Raw genomic sequence first — 17,919 nt, 5'->3', positions numbered from 1 at the left:
CATGCGACTGTCGCAACCTTTCTTCCAGCTGCCCGTGCTGTTCGACGTGGCGCGCCTGCAGGCCGAGGTGGCCGCTTTGCCGGCCGAGGCCTGGGTGTCGCACCCCGACAGTCTGGCCGGCAATAGCGCGGCGCGGTTGATCAGCGCCGAGGGGGCCGAAACGGACGCCGTCCACGGGCAGATGTTGGCGACGCGCTGGTTGGCGGGCATGCCGTATCTGCACCAGGTGCTCGCGGGCTTCGGCGTGGTCTGGAGCCGCTCGCGGCTGATGCGTCTGGCGCCGGGCGCTGACGTGCCCGAGCATGCCGACATCAACTACCACTGGCATACGCGAGTTCGGCTGCACATCCCGGTCTTCACCCAACCGGCGGTGCGCTTCCATTGCGACGGGCAGTCCGTGCACATGGCCGCGGGGGAGGCCTGGATCTTCGACAACTGGCGCCGGCACCATGTGGAGAACAGGGCCGACGCCGAGCGCATCCATCTGGTCGCGGACACCACCGGCACGGCGGCCTTCTGGCAGTTCGTCCGTGGGCGGGCTCCGCCGCGCGAGCAGTGGCGAACGCTGGCCTGGGACCCGAAGATCAGCCCGGAATTGCTCACCGAGAACGCCCAGCGCTCACCCGTGATGCCCGCCGCCGAAGCGCAGTGGCTGCTCGACGATCTGCGCGCGGAGCTGACGACCGCCACGGATAGCGCGGAGGCCAGGGCGCGCGCCGCGCGGTTCAGCCTGCTGCTGGACAGCTTCGTGCTCGACTGGCGCCAGCTTTGCGCGCTGCATGGCGTCGGCGGGCAAGGTCGATCGGAATTCCTGCGTCTGGCCGGCGCCGTGCACGAGGCCGCCAGGCCGCTGGCCGCCGGACTGGTCATGCGCACCAACGATGTCAGTGCGCTGTTGGTGCTGGAGAAGCGCGTGTTGCAGCACCTGGTCGTGGACGAAGTCATGCCGGGAACCTCCGGGCAAGGATGACGAATTTGGAAGAGCACTTCGATCTCGCCGTGGTCGGGGCCGGCGTCGTGGGCCTGGCCCACGCCTTGGCCGCCGCGCGCCTTGGCAAGCGTGTCGTGATCATCGACCGCGACGCCCAGGCCAACGGCGCCTCGGTGCGCAATTTCGGCTTCGTGACCGTCACGGGTCAGGCGCGGGGCGAGGTGTGGCGGCGCGCCCGTCGGTCGGCGCGGGTCTGGAACGAGATCGCCGGACCCGCCGGGATCGAGGTTCTGCAACGCGGCCTGACAATGATCGCTCGCCGGCCCGAGGCCAAGGCGGTGCTGGAGGCGTTCCTCGAGACCGAGATGGCCGAAGGTTGCGCCTGGCGCGACGCCGACGATCTTGGCGATCGGTTGCCGGGGCAGGGCGGGGTGCTGGGCGGCTTGACCAGCCAAGTCGATCTGCGTGTCGAGTCCCGCACCGCCATCCCCCGACTGGCCGCCTGGCTGGCGGCCGCTCATGGGGTCGTCTTCCTGCGCGGCGTGGCCGTGCACGGCGTCGAGACCGGGCGCTTGGAAACCTCGGCCGGCCTCATTCGCGCCGACGCCATCGTGGTGTGCCCGGGCGACGATCTCGTCACCCTGTTTCCGGACCGTTTCGCCCGCGCCGAAGTCACGCGCTGCAAACTGCAGATGCTGCGCCTGGCCGATCCGGGCTGGCGCCTGCCCGCGCCGGTGATGTCCGATCTCGGCCTGGTCCGCTATCTGGGCTATGCCGACCTGCCGCAGGCGGCAGCTCTGCGCGCGCGGCTGGAGGCGGAGCAGGGCGCGCACCTGGAGCACGGCGTTCACTTGATCGTGGTGCAAAGCGCCGACGGCTCGCTGGTGGTGGGCGACAGCCATCACTACGCCGCCACGCCAGACCCCTTCGCCCGCGACGATGTCGATGCTCTGATCCTGGACGAATTCGTCCAGGTGTTCGGCCAGACGCCGCCGCCGGTGCTGGAGCGCTGGACGGGAACCTACGCCTCGGCTGCTGGTCACAGCCTGGTCGAAGCGCCCTTGCCGGATGTGCGCCTGGTGACCGTGACCAGCGGCACCGGCGCCTCGACCGCCTTCGGCCTGGCCGAGGACGTGATCGCCGACCTCTACGACCTGCCCCAGGGAGCCATCGCATGACCGGAAGTCCTATCCAGGCCGTCGTCTTCGACTGGGCCGGCACGATGATCGACTTCGGCTGCCGCGCGCCCGTCATGGCGTTGCGCGACGTGTTCGCCGCGACCGGAATCGAGATTTCCGAAACCGAGGCGCGGGCCGACATGGGACGGGCCAAACGCGATCACGTGAGGGCGCTGCTCGCCATGCCCCGCATCGCCGGCCTTTGGACAGAACTTCACGGCGTGGTGTCGACCGAGACCGATGTCGATCGCCTGCATGACGCCGTCGAGCCGAAGATGCGCGCGGCCGCCCGCGATTGCGCCAAGCTGATCCCTGGCGCGGCCGAGCTGGCCGCCGATCTGCGCGCGCAGGGCGTGAAGATCGGCTCCACCACGGGCTATACGCGTCCGATGATGGCCGACATCCTGCCGCTGGCCGCAAGCCAGGGCTACGCGCCCGACGTGGTGGTCTGCGCCGGTGAGACCGCGCAGGGGCGGCCCTCGCCGTTGATGATGTGGAAGGCCCTGGTCGAGCTCGGCGCCTGGCCGGCGCGGGCCTGCGTCAAGGTTGACGACGCGGTCGTCGGCATCGGCGAGGGGCTGGAGGTCGGCGCCTGGACCGTCGGCCTGTCGGCCTCGGGCAACGGCGTGGGCCTGGAGCAGGGCGTGCTGGCGATCCTGCCCGCCGCCGAGCGTGTCGCGCGGATCGAGGCGTCGGCCAAGGCGCTGCGCGACGCCGGCGCGCACTATGTGGTCGAGAGCGTCGCCGACCTCGGGCCCGTGCTGGCGGATATCGCGTCGCGGATCGCGTGTGGCGAGGCGCCGCGCTAGAAAAACCCCGCGTCCTCGGCCGTGGAGGACGCGGGGTCGCGATCGTCGACTTAGCGGGGCTAAGCTCGGCGCGCGCGGTCGATCAGGTCGCGAAGAAGATCGTGATAGGTTTCGAAGCCGGCCACCTCGGCTTCGGGCGCTTTGCCGGCCTCGTCATAGCCGCGCAGCCGCAGCGCGGCTTGGGCCGCCGGATCGGCCAGGAACGTCTCGACCTCGTCCGGACTCATCGGACCGCCTTGCAAGGCCAGGCTCTGCAGTGACGCCTTGCTGAGACGCTCGTGATAAGCCGGGTCGACAGCCACTCGGTACCGCTTGGCCGCCACGTGCAGGCGGATCGGTTCGGTCACTTCGGGACCGAACGCTCGCGCCAGATAGCCGGCGCTGATGTGCTCATGGCGGGTGTCGATGCCCCGGTCGGCGGCGTTTTCGCCGGCCTTCTGCATCATGTGGCCGACGTCGTGCAGCAGGGCGGCGGCGACCAGGGCCGGCGGCGCGCCGTCGACCTTGGCGTGGTGCGCCGTCTGCAACGCATGTTCCAGTTGGCTGACGTCCTCCCCGTAGTGAAGGTTGCCCAATTGAGCGAAGAGATCGGCAAGCTCGGCCACGAAAGCATCGGCCGTAGGGCGAGAGGTCATCAAATATCCGTACAAGGTTTTGAACTGTAAAAAGGATTTGGCGTCTGACTCACAGGCGCATTCGGCCGATTCCGGGGTCGGTGCGGCTGGCGCGGCCGGTTTCGAAGTGACCGGCCAGGCGCTGGGTGAACGAGGGATCGTCCGCCAAGGTCAGGGTCAGGTCGTACCAATGGTCACTGCCGCGCAGGTCCCAGACCGAGCGGACGACGCCGTTGGGGGCCAGGGTCAAGGTCTGGCGCGCTTCGCCTTCGGCCAGCGGATAGGCCTCGTTCATGTGCGCCGTGACCGAAGTCGCGGCGACGCCGGTCAGGCTTACGACCAGGCGGGAGCGGGCGTCGGCGGCGACCGACACGCTGGGCTGGGGCCGTGACGTGTCGCCGGCGAACCGCCGATAGAAGCCGTTCGGGCCGTGGACTGTCAGGTCGTAGCGCCCCGGCGCGCGACCCGTGTGGTTCCAGTGCCCGGCCGCGTAGGTCTCGCCGGCCGCCAGGGTGAAGCGCCAGGGCCCGTCGCGGTCGGTGTTGTCGAACACCTGGAACACCGCGCCCGTCCGACCCTTGTTGACGAGGTCGATCCAGAGGCCGCCGTCGCGAACCCGGGCGTCGGCCGACAGCGCGTAGGGCAGGGGACGCGCGCCACGTTGAGGCCCTTCCTGAGATGACGCCGTCTGCTTTTCGGGGATCTTCAGGGTCGGGGCGGCCTTGGACCGCGTCACGCGCGCCATGTAGTCGGCGGTCTGCGGCAGGGTCAGGGCCGTCCAATCCTGGTTGGGCGTGGCGAAGTCGAAGGCCGAGGTCAGGTCGCCGCAGACCGTCCGGCGCCAGTCGCTGATATTGTCCTCGCGCACCCCGAAGCGCTTCTCCAGGAATCGCAGGGTCGAGGTGTGGTCGAACACCTCCGAGCAGACGAAGCCGCCCCGGCTCCACGGCGAGACGATGAGCGCGGGCACGCGGATGCCCAGGCCCAGCGGATGGGCGCCCGTATTGGCCAGCTTGGTGTCGTCGCCATAGTCCTTGGCCTCGCCCGCGACCGAGACCGAACTCCAGCCCTGTTCGGGCGTCAGCGGCGGCATGGGCGGCTGCATGTGGTCGTAGAAGCCGCCGGCCTCGTCGTAATTGACGATGAACACGGTCTTGGCGAACACCTCGGGGTTGTCGACCAGCGCTTTGATCAGCTCGGCGCAGACGTGTTCGCCCTTCGAGGGCTCGGCCTGGGGGTGTTCGGACAGGTCGGCGGCGGTGACGATCCACGACACCTGCGGCAGGCGGTCGGCGGCGACGTCGGCGCGGAAGGCCTCGACCAGCTGTTCGCCGTCCGAGCGGGTGCGGTCGGCGCCGGTCTTGCCTTCCGACACCCACGAGCGACCACGCTCATACAACGGCGAGTCCTTGTCGCACGGGCGGAACGGCCTGAACACCGACAGGATGTTGTCGCCGAAATTGTCGTACTCTTGATAGACCTTCCAGCTGACCCCTGCGGCCTGCAGTCGCTCGGCATAGGTCGTCCAATCGTGCGGCCCGTTGGCCATGACCTTGTCTTCGGCCATATCGGCGCTGGGCGTGTCGTCCTCGCCGTAGTTGCTCATCTCCGGATCGCCGCCGACCTTGCCCCCGCCGTTGCAGCCCGTCCAAAGATGCAGGCGGTTCGGATAGGTCTGGGTCAGGGTCGAGCAGTGATAGGCGTCGCAGATCGTGAAGGCGCTGGCCAGGGCGTGATAGAACGGCAGGTCCGAGGCCTTGTAGTAGACCATTCGCTTGTGCAGTTCGCCCGAGTGGCCCCACTGGTCGTAGCGGCCGCCGTTGACGATGGTGGTCGCGCCCTGATGGCCTTGCTCCGAGCCGTCAACGGTGTAGGCGTTGGTGATCTTGGAGTCGCCGTAGAAGGGCGCCACGAAACCGTCCGGATGTTCCTTGCTCGGTTGGCGCCACACCGAAGCGCCGCCGGGCAGACGCTGTGGGCGCGGATCGCCCAGACCCCGCACGCCGTTGAGCGCGCCGAAATAGTGGTCGAACGCGCGGTTCTCTTGCATGAAGATCACGACGTGCTCGACGTCCATGATTGTGCCGGTGCGGTGGCGCGCGGGGATGGCCATGGCCTTGCGGACGGTGGCCGGCAGCAGGCCCATGGCCGCGCTGGCGGTCACGCCGCCGGCGGCTGTGCGCAAAAAGGCGCGACGATTGGTGGCCATGGCCCATCTCCCAGTGACAATTTTGGTATAGACCAGATATTGGAAGCTGTCGGCGAAACTTTCGTGACGGCCTGATCCGGTTCATGCCGGCTCGTCAGTGGTCTGATCCAGTTCCTTGACCCCGGAGGGGCGGCCTCCCATCATCCCGCGGTGGCGGGATTCGACCGCTGGCCAGGTCGTCCGATGCAACAACCCGATCTCCAATATATCGGCGTGCGTGACGACATCGCCGCGCGCATCGCGGGCGGCGAAATCAAGCCAGGCGAGCGCTTGCCATCCGAGCGTCAGATGCAGGTCGGCGGCGGGGTGGCGCGCGGCACCATCCGCGAGGCGCTGTTCCAACTGGAAGCCGAAGGGATCATTTACCGCAAGGACCGGAGCGGCTGGTACGTCTCGCCGCCGCCCGTGGTCTACGATCCGACCCGCTGGGAAGGTTTCATGTCGTACGTCGAAGCCCAAGGGCGGCGGCCGGAGACCGAGACGCTCAGCAAGGTCGAGATCGCCTGCGACGGTATGCTGGCCCAGATCTTTTCCCGTCCGGTCGGAGCGCCGATGTACTGGATCCGCCGCCGGCGCCTGATCGACGGCCGGGCCGTCCTGATCGAGAGCATCGTCGTCGACGCGTCCTTGGCCCCGGGCCTCGTGGAACACGATCTCGACGGTTCGCTCACCAGCGTCCTGAAGTCGGTCTATGGCATCGGCGTCGCGCGCAACAAGGTCGACATGCAGCCCTGCGCCCTGACCCGTGACGTCGCCGAGGCCCTTCGGGTCAAGTCGGGGTTGCCGGGCCTCAGCGTGATCCGAACCTGCTATGACGCCCAGGGGCGCGTGGTCGAGTTCGACCGTGAATATTGGCGTCATGACGCCTTGAAGGTCAGCGTCGACATTCGCGTGCGATAGGCCATGAGGCGGGTCGTGACGGGCCCGCAAGGCCGTCATCCAGTTGTCTTGGATTTGGTATAGACCAAAATGCTCTATTAAAGGGCGCTTTCATGACTTCAGGTCCTCGGCGTTGGCTGGAACGCGCCAATCCACTGGCGTTCACCCTGTTCGCGGGTCTGGCTGGCTTCTGCGCCTATTTCTCGATGTACGCCTTTCGAAAGCCGTTCGCGGCGGCGACCTTCGGGGTGGTCGATGGCTGGACCTTCGCCGTCGACTACAAGATCGCCCTGGTGCTGGCCCAGGTGGCCGGTTACGCCGCCTCCAAGATGATCGGGGTCAAGGTGATCTCCGAAATCGCCCCATCGCGGCGCGGCGCGGCGATCCTGGGCCTGATCGGCATTTCCTGGCTGGCCCTGCTGGCCTTCGCGGTCGTGCCCGCGCCCTGGAACGTCGCGGCCCTGTTCCTGAACGGTCTGCCGCTGGGCATGATCTGGGGACTGGTGTTTGGCTTCATGGAAGGGCGACGCACGTCCGAGGTGCTGGGCGCCATCCTCTGCGCCAGCTTCATCCTGTCGTCGGGCGTGGTGAAGTCGGTCGGCAAGTGGCTGATGGTCGACCACCATGTCTCGCCATTCTGGATGCCCGCCGCCACCGGCGCGATCTTCCTGCCGCTACTGGCGGTGTCGGTCTGGGCCCTGGTGCAGATGCCGCCGCCCAGTCCGGCCGATGAAGCCGCCCGCGTGCGCCGCCAGCCGATGGACCGCGCCCAGCGCCGCGCCTTCCTGGCCGCCTACGCGCCCGGCGTCATCCTGCTTGTGATGGCCTATGTGCTGCTGACCGCTTTCCGCGACTTCCGTGACAACTTCGCCGCCGAGCTCTGGACCGCCCTGGGCTTCGGCGAAGCCTCCGGCGTCTTCACCGCCAGTGAGCTTCCCGTGGCGGTCATCGCCCTGGCCGTGATGGGCGCGGTCATGCTGGTGCGCGACAACCTTCGGGCCCTGCTGGTGATGCACGGCGTGATCCTGGCCGGCTTCCTGTTGCTGGGCCTCTCGACGCTGGCCTTCCAGGCCCACCTGCTGGCGTCCCTGACCTGGATGATCCTGACGGGCGCGGGTCTCTACATGGCCTACACGCCATTCAACGCCATGCTGTTCGATCGCATGATCGCCTTCAGCGGTCGGGTCGGCACGGCGGGCTTCCTGATCTATGTGGCCGACGCTTCAGGCTATCTGGGCAGTGTCGCCCTGCTGGTGTGGCGCAACTTCGCCATGGTCCGGCTGGACTGGCTGGGGTTCTTCATCGCCAGCGCCTATGCGACCAGCGTCGTCGGCGCGGTCTGCACGATCCTGGCCGGCGTCTATTTCCTGCGCCGTCGTTCAACGCACGACGCTCGCATCCCGGAGGCGGCCGCCGTCCAGGACGCGGCCGCCTGACCTGGGGGAAGCCCGTTCACTTCCGGAACGGCTGATCCATGATCGCCATGCCGCCCATGGCCGGATCGCTGATGGAATCGACGCCCATCTCCAATCGTCCGGCCACGTGGCGCAGGTAACCGTCGGCTTCGATCGACACGTCGTACCATCCCCCGGTCGCCTTCACGCGCAGGTCCCTGCGGATGTCGCGCATCGGCGGCAGCGTCATTTTCCAGGGGCGGAACGCGGTCTTGTAGGCGTTGGGCGTGGCGGTCAGGGTCTTGGCCGCGCCGCCGGGATTGCGCAGGCTCAGACCGACTAGGCCTTCGGTCGGAGACGTCAGGACCCGCAGGATCGGATCCTTGCCCGGCGCGCCGCCGACGAAGTGACGGTGGAAGCCGTTCGGCCCCAGAATCCACAGGTCGTAGGCGCCGACCGGCCAAGCGTCGCTGGCCTGCTTGCCCGGCTCGATGGTGTAGCGACGTGGCGCCTGGTCGAGACGCAGGCGGTCGTAGACATGAAACACCGCCGTTTGCGCTCCCTCATTGGCGAGGGTCAGCGTCAGGCGGTCGTCCTGTGCGCCTTCGTCCACGCGCAGGGCGTAGGGCAGGGCGCGTGAGGGGCGGGGACCGGTCGCCTGCGCCGGGATCGCCGGCGCGGCCGGCGTCGGCGGTACGATGGTGTCCTTCAGCGCCGCGGCTCGAGCGGCCAGGGTTTGCGTGGCGGGCAAACCCTTGGCGAAGGGCGTGTCGTTCGGTGTCTTGAAGTCGAAGGCGCTGGTCAGGTCGCCGCAAACCGCCCGTCGCCAGGGCGAGATGTTGGGCTCCATCACCCCGAACCGCGTTTCCAGGAAACGGATCACCGAGGTGTGGTCGAAGACCTGCGAATTGACCCAGCCGCCACGGCTCCAAGGCGACAGCACGTAGAGCGGAACCCGCGGGCCAAGGCCATACGGACGGCCCATGAGCTCATCACGCTCGGCTGGGGCCTCGGTAGGATTGCGCACCAGGTGATATTCGCCGGTGGTATCGACCGTCGAGGCGCCCAGAACCGTTCCGTCAGGGGTCTTCGAGGGCGGGGCCGGTGGCGGGACGTGGTCGAAGAAGCCGTCGTTCTCGTCGAACATCACCAACAGCACGGTCCGCGCCCAGACCTTGGGATCGGCGGTCAGGGCGTCGATCACCCGGGCGGTGTAGTCCGCGCCCTGGGCGGGGCTGGAGGGGCTGGGATGCTCGGAATCGGCGGCCGGGGCGACGATGTAGGACACCTGCGGCAGGGCTCCCGCCAACACGTCCTCGCGCAGGCCATCCAGCTTGCGGGTCGACAGCGCCAGGACCTTGAGGCGCGGGTCCGAGCCCGCGACGCCGTCGTGGCTGTCGCGATAGGCCTTGAACCCGGCCGTGGGATTGTCGGTGAAATTGTCGGCCATGTCCTGGTAGATGCGCCAGGTCACGCCGGCCGCCAGCAGCCGCTCGGCATAGGTCGTCCAGCGATAGGGATCGGCCGCGCCGCCGTCGGCCACGAAGCTGTCGTGGCTGTTGGAGATGGAAGGGCCGCCATGCTGGCCGGACGGGTCGTTGGTGGCCGTCCACAGGAACAGACGGTTGGTGTTGGTGCCGGTCTGGGTCGAGCAGTGATAGGCGTCGCAGAGCGTGAAGGCGTCGGCCATCGCGTACTGGAACGGGATGTCTTCGCGGCGGTAATAGCCCATGGCGCGCTCGGTCTTGGCGGCGGGCCAGCGGTTCATGCGGCCTTCGTTCCAGGCGGCGTGGGCGTCGGACCAGCTATGGGGCGTGCTCTCGACCCGCATGTGGGCGAAGGTCTTTATCGTGTCCAACGGGAAGGGCGAGATGAGCGGCGGCCCGCCCTTCGCCGTGTCGTTGACCTGGGTCCAAACCGTCTTGTGGCGCAAGCCAGGACTATCGGGCAGCGGGATCGGGAAGCGATCGCCAAAGCCCCGGACGCCATTCATCACGCCGAAATAGTGATCGAAGGCGCGGTTCTCCTGCATCAGGATCACCACGTGCTCCACGTCCTTCAGCGTGCCGGTGCGCACGTCCGCGGGGATGGCCGCGGCCTTGGCGAGGGTCGGCGGCAAGGCCAGCGCGGCGGTCGCGGAGAGCAGGAAGGCGCGACGATCGACTGGGGGCATGGAACGTTCCGAAAGGTGATGCTGGTTCACTGTCTAGCCACGCCAGATGTCCGTGAGGTGACAGATCGGGCGGTTGAGGGACGGCGAGGCTACAGTCGCATCCTGAAGCCCACGCCGAAGGCGCGACCCGCGCGGCCAATCTGCAGGGGCCGCCCCGGTCGTCCCTCGAAGGCCGCTTCGGTGGTGTCGGTCAGGTTGCTGGCCTCGACGAACAGCACCATCGAGCGGCCCAGATCGTACGAGCCCGCGACGTCCAGATAGCCCGCATCGGCGACGACGAAGCTCGACACGCCACCGCCCTGCATGTCGGCCTCCGAACCGAACGAAGAGCGCCAGGTCCACGAGAGATGGGCGTGTAGCGGACCGCGCTCGACGAAGGGGCTGATCGAGTAGGAGAGGCGGGAAACTCCGTTCAGCCGATTGTGCTCGCCGGTGACGCGATTGCGCGTCTCGGCGTCGATCAGGGTGGCGCTGGTCCAGACGCCAAGCCCGCCGGGGAAGCGGCGGCTGAAGGCAATCTCCACGCCCGATACCTGGGCGCGGCCTGTGTTACGGGGCCTGGCCATCATCACGGTAGCCGTCACCGGCGGTCCGGCGCGGGTGGCGAAGGCCAGGCGCTCGGGGCTGGCGGTCTGGGTGATGTAGTCGTCGATGGTCTTGTGAAAGGCCGCCAGGCTGAAGCCGCCGAAGCCCGCGAAGTCCCGCTCCAGCGAGGCGTCGAGATTGGTAGAGATGTAGGGTTTCAGGTCCGGGTTACCGCCCACGCCGCTGAACAGAGTGTCGGGCGAGGGATGATCGATCTCGGCCTGGCCGCGATTGTAAAGTGTGGAGACCAGGCTGCTGGCCGGAATGGTCGCCGAGCGCAGGTCGGCCAGTGACGGCCGGGTGATGCTGCGCGAAGCGGCCAGGCGAAGCCGCCAGGTCGGATTCAGTTCAATGGCGAGGTTGGCGCTGGGCAGGGCGACCAGATAGGCGCCGCCGTGCTCGACCGGGTGCACCTCCAGTTCGCCGGTCGGGGAAACGCCGAGCAACGAGCCCTCCACCCGCGTCCGCGTGCGGCTGACGCGCAGGCCCAGATTGCCCGAGGCGGGGCGCCCGAGGATGGTCGTGGCGAAGTCCGTCCGGCCGTAGAGGGCCGCGATCTGCTCGCCGACCTTGTAGGAGTTCTGCAGGTCGGCGCCGGTCGGGTTCAGGTCTTGCGCCTGGACGATCACCGTGTCGGCCTCGCCCGGCAGGACGAAGGCGGCCCGAAAGGCGGAGAAGTCGATGGCCGTCCACGGGCCGGTGCGCGTGGTGATCAAGCCGCCGAACACGTCATTGGGCGTGTGGATATCGAAGAAGCCGGGCGAGATGACCTCACCGGGCCTCAACACCGCCTCGCGGTCGCGCCGCTGGTAGTCACGACCCCGGTCGCTGAGCTGGGCGCCGAGGTCCAGGCGTTCAAAGCGGAGGGGGCCAAGATGAATGTCGACCGGTCGCTGGCCGGCCAGCAAGGCGGTGCGGTCGTGGTCCTCGACATTGGTCGCCCGCACGCCATAGCGCGCATAGGTCAGGGCGCGCGGGTCGGTCAGGTCGAAGGTGGTGTCGAGAACCGGCATCTGGCGTGCGTCCACCAGATCCGGGCCGAGGTCGAAACGATAGCCGACGCCCTCCGGCGACTCCGCCGCGATGCGTTGCAGCGGTGTGTCGAGGCCCGAACGGGCGCGTGACCAACTGAGGCGAGGCGTGACGCTCCATGCGCCCAAGCGGGTCTGGGCCGAAAGGTTCAGCGACAGACTGTCATGGGCCTGGTCGGAGATTTCGGTGTTGTTGCTGACTTGGCCGGCCGTCAGTCGCGCGGCGGTCATCACCCCGTCTGTGACCACCAGGCTGGCCGGCTCCAGAGCAGGCGTGGCGGCCCGATCACCAATTTCATAGATGATCCGGTCCTCGCGGATGGCGTTGTCGAACCGCGAGGCCAGGGCGTTCAGCTCGATCGTCGTCTGGTTCGACGGCCGCCACTCCAGGCCGGCGAACGCCGTGGCCCTGCGGCGATCCTCGCGTTCGACCGTCGTGCGCAGGTCGTTCGGCGTGAGCACGGCGCGCCCGCCGATCTGGATGTCGCGCCAGCGCTGGATCTGGAAGCGGTCGTAGCGCACTTCGCGCGTCTCGGTGGAGACGCCGCCGACCACGCCGAGCGCGCCGTCGCCTCGTCGCCAGCGACCCGACAACGCCACGTCGGGGGAAACCACACCGGAACGTTCCTCGATGTGTCCGTCGATCCGCGCCGACAGGTAGCTTGGACCATCCAGGCCTCTCACGGTGCGGATGTCGATATTGGAGCCGATGCCGCCGTCGATCAGGTCGGCGGTCGGCGACTTGGCCAGCACCGCCCCGGCCAGCAGATCAGCCGACAGGGCTCGGAAACGGAACTGCCGGCCGCTCTGAGTGGAGTTGCGGATGTTCTCGTTGAACGCCACCGGCGCGCCGTTCAGGGTCACCGATTGGAATAGAGGACCCAGGCCGCGAACGCTGACGAACTGGCCCTCGCCGACCTCGCGCTCGATGGCTACGCCCGGGACGCGCTGCAGGGCCTCGGCCAGGTTGGCGGCCGGCAGCTCGCCCATCCGGCCGGCCGAGACGGAATCGATGATCGCGTCGGCGCGACGCTTGGCGACCAGCGAAGCCTCTATGCCTTCGGAAAAGCTGGCCGTCACGGTTACGGCGTCGACCTCGGCGGGACCCGGATCGACGGAAGGCGCGCGCGATGGAGGCAGGGGGGGAGAGGCCTCGGCCCAGATCCGCACGGAGCGCTGATCGATGAACTCGTGACGCAGGCCGGTGCCGGCCAGCATTCGATTGACGGCGGTTCGCCACGACATGACGCCGTCGACCGCGTTGGTGCGATAGGCGCGCCCCGGCTCGACCACGAAGGCGAAGGCGCAGCCGCCCTTCAGGCACAGGGCCATCAGGGCGGTGCGGGCGTCCTGGGCGGGAATATGGAAGGCGGCCGCGGCCTGGACCGGCGACGCCACGACGGCCAGCGGAACGCCGGCGGCTGCGATGACGGCGAGCGCGCGACGAAACGGCATCTGACGACGAACGGAGCCCCCTGCGCACCCGGAGGTTTGGTATCGCGGGTTGATGACAGACTTGCGATGCCGGGCTTGCTTGAAAAGGTCGTCAGCGCGCCTGGACCGTCACCTCGCCAGGACCGGTGCGGGTCACGCTGATCGGCAGCAGGCGGTCGGCCCGAGCGATCACGGAGTCGGCGCCGTCCAGGGGGAAGATGGCGGTGACCCGGCGACGTCCCAGAGCCGGATCGGCGATCCGGATTCGGGTCGCGGTGTAGCGTGACAACTCGGCCACGACCTCGGTCAAGGCGACGTCCTGGAAGATCAATCGATGCTCGCGCCAGGCGGCGGCTTGGGCCGGATCGACACGCGCCTCACGCATCAGCGGCGCGCCGGCGCGGTACGAAACCTGATCGCCCGGTTTCAGGCGCGTGGCGTCGCGTAGCGCGTCGGTTTGATCGGGATGAACACGGCTGACCGCCACGCTGCCCTCCAGCACCGTCACCTGGGCTTGGCCGTCCCGGACGCCGGTGGTGAAGTGCGTGCCGGTGACGATCACCTGGCGGTCGGCCAGGGCCACTTGGAACGGATGAGTCTTGTCGTGGGCGACGGCGAAATAGGCGGTTCCCTTGTCCAGCGCGATCCGACGCACGGGGCCATCCAAGCGCGCCCGCAGAGTTGTGGCGGTGTCGAGGGTCACGCGCGAGCCGTCGGTCAGCACGATCTCGCGGATCTCGCCGACGGCGGTCTGGTAGGTCGTCGCGCCGGCCATCGGATCTCCGGCTGGCCACACGACCATGACCAGAGCGGCGGCGGCCAGGCCGCCAACGACAGGGGCCAGCCAGATGGCGCGCGGACGGCGGCGAGCTTTCGCGGTGCGGGGGATCAAGTTCAGGTCGCCGACGAACTCGGCGCGCAAAGCCTGGCTCTCGCGAACCGTCGCCTTTAGGGCGCTGTAGTCCTCGAGATGGCGCGGATCGACATTCAGCCAAGCCTCGAACGCGTTCAGGTCGCGAGGCGAGACCTTGGGGCGACCCAGGCGCACGACCCAGTCCTCCGCCGTTCGCGGCTGACGTTCCAAGAGGCGGGCGAGACAGTCGAGCATGTCGGAGGGGCGGCTTTCCGGACGGGGTCTAGTCTTCTCAACGATCGGCGGGCGCATGACCTCAGGTCTCCCGCGCGGCTTTCAGCCGCTTGAGCGCCTCGGCGAGGTGCTTTTCGACCATGCTGACCGAAACGCCCAGGCGTTCGGCGATCTGTCGATAGCTCAGATCCTCGAAGCGGTGCAGCAGGAAGGCGTCGCGGCAGCGAGGCGGCAGGGCCCGGATCGCCTCGGCCACGCCCGCGAGGTCCTGACGGGCGATCGAATGGCGATCGGCCGAGGGGGCGTCGCTGGGCGTGGTCTCCCAGGCGGCCGTCATGGCGTCGGCGTCCAGCCAGGCCCCGCGCGCGCGTTCGCGATTGGTCGCCTTCCACTGGTCCTTCAACAGGTTCTTGGAGATGGCGAAGAGCAGGGGGCGGGCGTCAATGTCGTTGGCCCGATGCCCCGCCCGGTGGAAACGGGCGAAGGCTTCCTGGACCAGATCCTCGGCGTCATCCAGGGGCTGGCCCTTGCGCTGCAGGTAACCGACCAGCTCGGCGCGCAGCTTGGTGACGTCGGTCGAGTGCGGGGTCATCAGCATGGCCCGCCCAGGCGCGCGCGAACGCCCCCTCCCGTGAAGGAGGGGGCGCAAGCCACGAGGATGTCGATCGAATGGATCAGAAGGTCGCTCGCAGGCCGAAGTTGTAGCTGGGACCGTATTCGTGGATCTGGAACAACTGGTCCTTGTTGCCCTGATACACGCCTTGCCGCTGGTCGGTGATGTTGGTGCCTTCCAGGAAGACTTGGAATTGCTTGTTCAGCCTCCACGAGGCGCCGACGTCCCAGGTGCCGAAGCCGTCGGCCAGGATGGCGGCGTTCGGGTCGGTCACGGCGTTGGAGCCAGGGCTGATGTTGCCGTTGGCCGCGAATTCCGAGCGGTAGGTGTAGCTGAAGTGGATCTCGAACGGACCCTTTTCGAAGAACGGGCTGATCGAGTAGCTGGTGTCGGACACACCCTGCAGCTTGGCCTTGGTCGTACCGGCGGCGGTCTGGATTTCGCCCTCGCTGTCGGTGAAGGTGGCCGAGGCGGCGATGCCCAGGCCGAAGTCCAGCTTGTAGGAGGCGCCGAACTCGACGCCCGAGATCTTGGCGTCGCCGATGTTCTGCGGACGGGTGATCAGCAGGTCCGAGGTCAGGGTCTGGCCGGCGCGGGTGGAGAACACCACCGTCTCGGGACGGGCGATCGCGCCGATGAAGTCGCTGATGTCCTTGTGGAACGCCGCCACCGACACGCCGCCGAACTTGCTGAAATACCACTCCAGCGAGGCGTCGAAATTGGTCGAGGTGTAGGGCAGCAGCTCCGGATTGCCGCCGACCCCGACCTTGGCGCTGGCCGAGGCTTGGTTCAGGGCCAGTTGGCCACGCTCGTAGACGTCAGAAATCAGCGAGCTGTTGGGCACGGTGGCGGTGCGCAGGTCGGCCAGCGACGGACGCGTCAGGCTGCGCGAGGCGGCCAGGCGCAACAGCAACTGGTCGGTCAGGTCGACCTTGACGTTCAGGCTGGGCAGGAACTTGTCGTACGAGCCTTCGAAGGTCTTGGGCGTGATCACGGTGGTGACCGCGCCGCCGGCGCCCGTCGTGGCGGTCAGCAGGGTGCCCTTGACGGTGGTGTCGGTCGACACCCAGCGCACGCCAAAATTACCCGAGACCGACTTGCCGCCCAGCAGGCTTTCGAAATCGGCGCGGCCGTAAAGGGCCCGCACTTCTTCGCCGACATAGTAGGACTGCTGCATGTCGGCGCCGGTGGCGACCAGGTCGTCGGACTGCGGCTCGGCTCCGTTGTATTCGCCGTTGGGCACGACGAAGGCGCCCATGAACTTGCTGCGGTTGAAGCTCATCCAAGGACCGATGCCGTTGTCGATCGTCTTGTCGAAGATGTTCGAGTTCAGACGGTAATCCAGGAAACTGCCGTCGACGGTCACGCCGGGACGGGCGGTCATCACCCGGTCGCGACGTTGATAGTCGCGGCTGCGGTCGGTGTACTGGCCGCCGACGCGCAGTTCGCCCAGGCGGAAGGCGTCGCTTCCGAAGTCCAGCTTGCGTGACAGGTCGAACAGGCCCGTCGTGTCCTTGTCCTTAGAATTGGTCGGCCGGATGCGGTAGCTGGAGAAGGCGGTCGAGGTCGGGCTCAGCAGGTTCAGGTTGGTGTTGACCTTGGCCACCGTCTTGTCGCCGACCGGGTCGTCGCCATAGGCGAAGCTGTAGGTCAGGCCAGCGGCGTTGTCGGCCGTGCGGCTTTCCAGGCGCTGCAGCGGGGTGTCCAGACCGCTCTTGGCTTCGGAGTGGCTGATCGACGGCTTGAAGGTCCAGCCACCCACCGCGTAGTCGGCCGCCAGCTTGACGAAGATGTTGTCGTGGTTCTGCTCGGAGAACTCGGCGTTGCGGCTGACCCGACCGCCGTTGATCGTGCCGCCGTAGAGGACGCCGTTCTTGACCACGGCGCTGCCGGGGACCAGGCGGCTGGCGAAGTCGGCGCGGCCGCCCCACTCGAAGCCGACCCGGTTCTCGTCGATCTTGTTCTTGAAGTTCGAATAGAGCGTGTCGAGCGTGATCGACAGGTTGTCGACCGGCTTCCACTGCAGGCCGGCCATGGCGCTGAGGCGACGGCGCTCTTCGTGCTCCAGGGTCAGGGTGATGTCGTTGGCCACGTTGACGCTTTGGCCGTCGATCACGCGCTTGGTGTAGCCGAAGCTCTGGAAGCGATCGAACTGCACGTCGCGGGTCTGGTACGACACACCGGCGACGACGCCGAACGTGCCGTCCTTGTTGCGCCAGGCGCCCGACAGCGAGCCGTTCGGCGTGTGCTCCTCGGTGCGGTTTTCATAGTGCGTGAAGGCGCGGGCCGAGACGAACGGATCGGTGTTCAGGGCGCTGGCCAGGCGGATGTCGATGTTCGAGCCGATGCCGCCGTCGATCATGTCCGGGGTCGGGGTCTTGGCCACGACGATGGCCGAGATCAGGTCGGCCGGGATGACCCGGAACTGGAACTGGCGACCGCTCTGGTCGGAGTTGCGGATGTTTTCGTTATAGGCGATCGGCGAGCCGTTCAGGGTGACCGCCTGGAAGTTGGGGCCCAGGCCCCGGACGCTGACGAACTGGCCTTCGCCGGCTTCGCGCGAGATCGACACGCCGGGCACGCGCTGCAGGGCCTCGGCGACGTTGACGGCCGGGAAGTTGCCGATGTCCGAAGCCGAGACCGCGTCGCTGACGCCGTCGGCGTTGCGCTTCAGCAGCAGGGCGTCCTTGAGGCTGTTGGTGAACGAGCCCGTGACGACGATCTCGTCGACCTGGGTGTTGTCGGCCGGCTGAGCCGCCTGACGGGCCTGGGCGACGCCGGCCGCCAGGGCGGCCGCGGCGACGGTGGACAGCAGCAGGGCGGTGCGCCCGCTCTGGGCTTTCATTCGGTGCATCTTCGTTGATCTCCGCGGATCGTCAGGGTTCCGACGGTCGCCGTGCGTCGGGCCTGAACCCGGCGCACGCGCCCCTCCGAACCGATCAACGACGCCCCCCGACACCCCCTCAGCGACGCGATGCGGAT

General features: G+C 68.0%; 12 protein-coding genes. 5 read left to right on the top strand and 7 right to left on the bottom strand.

Annotated elements, in window-relative coordinates; all coding sequences use genetic code 11:
• The first annotated feature begins 1 nt into the window (after position 1).
• Genes G3M62_RS12750 through phnX form a run of 3 tightly spaced genes read left to right on the top strand, consistent with a single transcriptional unit; the run spans position 2 to position 2,918 of the window.
• Complete coding sequence (locus G3M62_RS12750; RefSeq protein WP_165187530.1) at positions 2 to 970, top strand: aspartyl/asparaginyl beta-hydroxylase domain-containing protein; 969 nt, start codon at positions 2 to 4, stop codon at positions 968 to 970.
• The gene (locus G3M62_RS12745) at positions 967 to 2,109 is read left to right on the top strand and encodes a TIGR03364 family FAD-dependent oxidoreductase (protein WP_165187528.1); all 1,143 of its coding nucleotides are present in this window, start codon (positions 967 to 969) and stop codon (positions 2,107 to 2,109) included. Before G3M62_RS12750 ends, G3M62_RS12745 begins: the two co-directional genes overlap by 4 nt.
• Positions 2,106 to 2,918 carry a phosphonoacetaldehyde hydrolase gene (phnX, locus tag G3M62_RS12740; RefSeq protein WP_165187526.1) on the top strand — a complete coding sequence of 271 codons (813 nt, stop codon included), beginning with the start codon at positions 2,106 to 2,108 and terminating at the stop codon, positions 2,916 to 2,918. The genes G3M62_RS12745 and phnX overlap by 4 nt, the downstream gene beginning before the upstream one ends.
• A 59-nt stretch (positions 2,919 to 2,977) precedes the next feature.
• On the opposite strand, the gene G3M62_RS12735 is transcribed toward phnX, so the two are convergent.
• Both G3M62_RS12735 and G3M62_RS12730 read right to left on the bottom strand, forming a co-directional pair.
• Positions 2,978 to 3,553 (bottom strand): HD domain-containing protein, encoded by a 576-nt coding sequence (locus tag G3M62_RS12735; RefSeq protein WP_165187524.1) that lies wholly within the window; start codon positions 3,551 to 3,553, stop codon positions 2,978 to 2,980.
• 49 nt (positions 3,554 to 3,602) lie between these two features.
• A complete protein-coding gene (locus G3M62_RS12730) occupies positions 3,603 to 5,741 on the bottom strand; it encodes a phosphocholine-specific phospholipase C (protein WP_165187522.1) in 2,139 nt (712 codons plus the stop codon).
• A 183-nt stretch (positions 5,742 to 5,924) separates the two neighbouring features.
• On the opposite strand from G3M62_RS12730, the gene G3M62_RS12725 reads away from it, so the two are divergent.
• Positions 5,925 to 6,641, top strand: a complete 717-nt coding sequence (locus tag G3M62_RS12725; protein ID WP_165187521.1) for a UTRA domain-containing protein — start codon at positions 5,925 to 5,927, stop codon at positions 6,639 to 6,641.
• Between the two features lie 92 nt (positions 6,642 to 6,733).
• Positions 6,734 to 8,056 (top strand): DUF5690 family protein, encoded by a 1,323-nt coding sequence (locus tag G3M62_RS12720; protein ID WP_165187520.1) that lies wholly within the window; start codon positions 6,734 to 6,736, stop codon positions 8,054 to 8,056.
• A gap of 16 nt (positions 8,057 to 8,072) precedes the next feature.
• On the opposite strand, the gene G3M62_RS12715 is transcribed toward G3M62_RS12720, so the two are convergent.
• The 5 genes from G3M62_RS12715 to G3M62_RS12695 form a co-directional block, all read right to left on the bottom strand.
• Positions 8,073 to 10,187 (bottom strand): phosphocholine-specific phospholipase C, encoded by a 2,115-nt coding sequence (locus G3M62_RS12715; RefSeq protein ID WP_165187519.1) that lies wholly within the window; start codon positions 10,185 to 10,187, stop codon positions 8,073 to 8,075.
• Positions 10,188 to 10,276: 89 nt separating this feature from the next.
• Complete coding sequence (locus tag G3M62_RS12710; protein ID WP_165187518.1) at positions 10,277 to 13,258, bottom strand: TonB-dependent receptor; 2,982 nt, start codon at positions 13,256 to 13,258, stop codon at positions 10,277 to 10,279.
• Between the two features lie 91 nt (positions 13,259 to 13,349).
• Positions 13,350 to 14,345 carry a FecR family protein gene (locus G3M62_RS12705; protein WP_281360058.1) on the bottom strand — a complete coding sequence of 332 codons (996 nt, stop codon included), beginning with the start codon at positions 14,343 to 14,345 and terminating at the stop codon, positions 13,350 to 13,352.
• A gap of 61 nt (positions 14,346 to 14,406) precedes the next feature.
• Positions 14,407 to 14,922 (bottom strand): RNA polymerase sigma factor, encoded by a 516-nt coding sequence (locus G3M62_RS12700; RefSeq protein ID WP_246263266.1) that lies wholly within the window; start codon positions 14,920 to 14,922, stop codon positions 14,407 to 14,409.
• A 76-nt stretch (positions 14,923 to 14,998) separates the two neighbouring features.
• The gene (locus tag G3M62_RS12695) at positions 14,999 to 17,782 is read right to left on the bottom strand and encodes a TonB-dependent receptor (protein WP_246263265.1); all 2,784 of its coding nucleotides are present in this window, start codon (positions 17,780 to 17,782) and stop codon (positions 14,999 to 15,001) included.
• Between the last annotated feature and the right edge of the window lie 137 nt (positions 17,783 to 17,919).

The organism is Caulobacter soli, assembly GCF_011045195.1.
Classification (GTDB): domain Bacteria; phylum Pseudomonadota; class Alphaproteobacteria; order Caulobacterales; family Caulobacteraceae; genus Caulobacter; species Caulobacter soli.
Note: the sequence above shows the minus strand (reverse complement) of the source record. Positions and strands in the feature narration are given on the sequence as shown.

Coding starts and splice junctions, on each gene's coding strand:
- G3M62_RS12750 (WP_165187530.1), top strand. CDS start 2: ATGCGACTGTCGCAACCTTTCTTCCAGCTGCCCGTGCTGTTCGACGTG.
- G3M62_RS12745 (WP_165187528.1), top strand. CDS start 967: ATGACGAATTTGGAAGAGCACTTCGATCTCGCCGTGGTCGGGGCCGGC.
- phnX (WP_165187526.1), top strand. CDS start 2,106: ATGACCGGAAGTCCTATCCAGGCCGTCGTCTTCGACTGGGCCGGCACG.
- G3M62_RS12735 (WP_165187524.1), bottom strand. CDS start 3,553: ATGACCTCTCGCCCTACGGCCGATGCTTTCGTGGCCGAGCTTGCCGAT.
- G3M62_RS12730 (WP_165187522.1), bottom strand. CDS start 5,741: ATGGCCACCAATCGTCGCGCCTTTTTGCGCACAGCCGCCGGCGGCGTG.
- G3M62_RS12725 (WP_165187521.1), top strand. CDS start 5,925: ATGCAACAACCCGATCTCCAATATATCGGCGTGCGTGACGACATCGCC.
- G3M62_RS12720 (WP_165187520.1), top strand. CDS start 6,734: ATGACTTCAGGTCCTCGGCGTTGGCTGGAACGCGCCAATCCACTGGCG.
- G3M62_RS12715 (WP_165187519.1), bottom strand. CDS start 10,187: ATGCCCCCAGTCGATCGTCGCGCCTTCCTGCTCTCCGCGACCGCCGCG.
- G3M62_RS12710 (WP_165187518.1), bottom strand. CDS start 13,258: ATGCCGTTTCGTCGCGCGCTCGCCGTCATCGCAGCCGCCGGCGTTCCG.
- G3M62_RS12705 (WP_281360058.1), bottom strand. CDS start 14,345: ATGCTCGACTGTCTCGCCCGCCTCTTGGAACGTCAGCCGCGAACGGCG.
- G3M62_RS12700 (WP_246263266.1), bottom strand. CDS start 14,922: ATGCTGATGACCCCGCACTCGACCGACGTCACCAAGCTGCGCGCCGAG.
- G3M62_RS12695 (WP_246263265.1), bottom strand. CDS start 17,782: ATGAAAGCCCAGAGCGGGCGCACCGCCCTGCTGCTGTCCACCGTCGCC.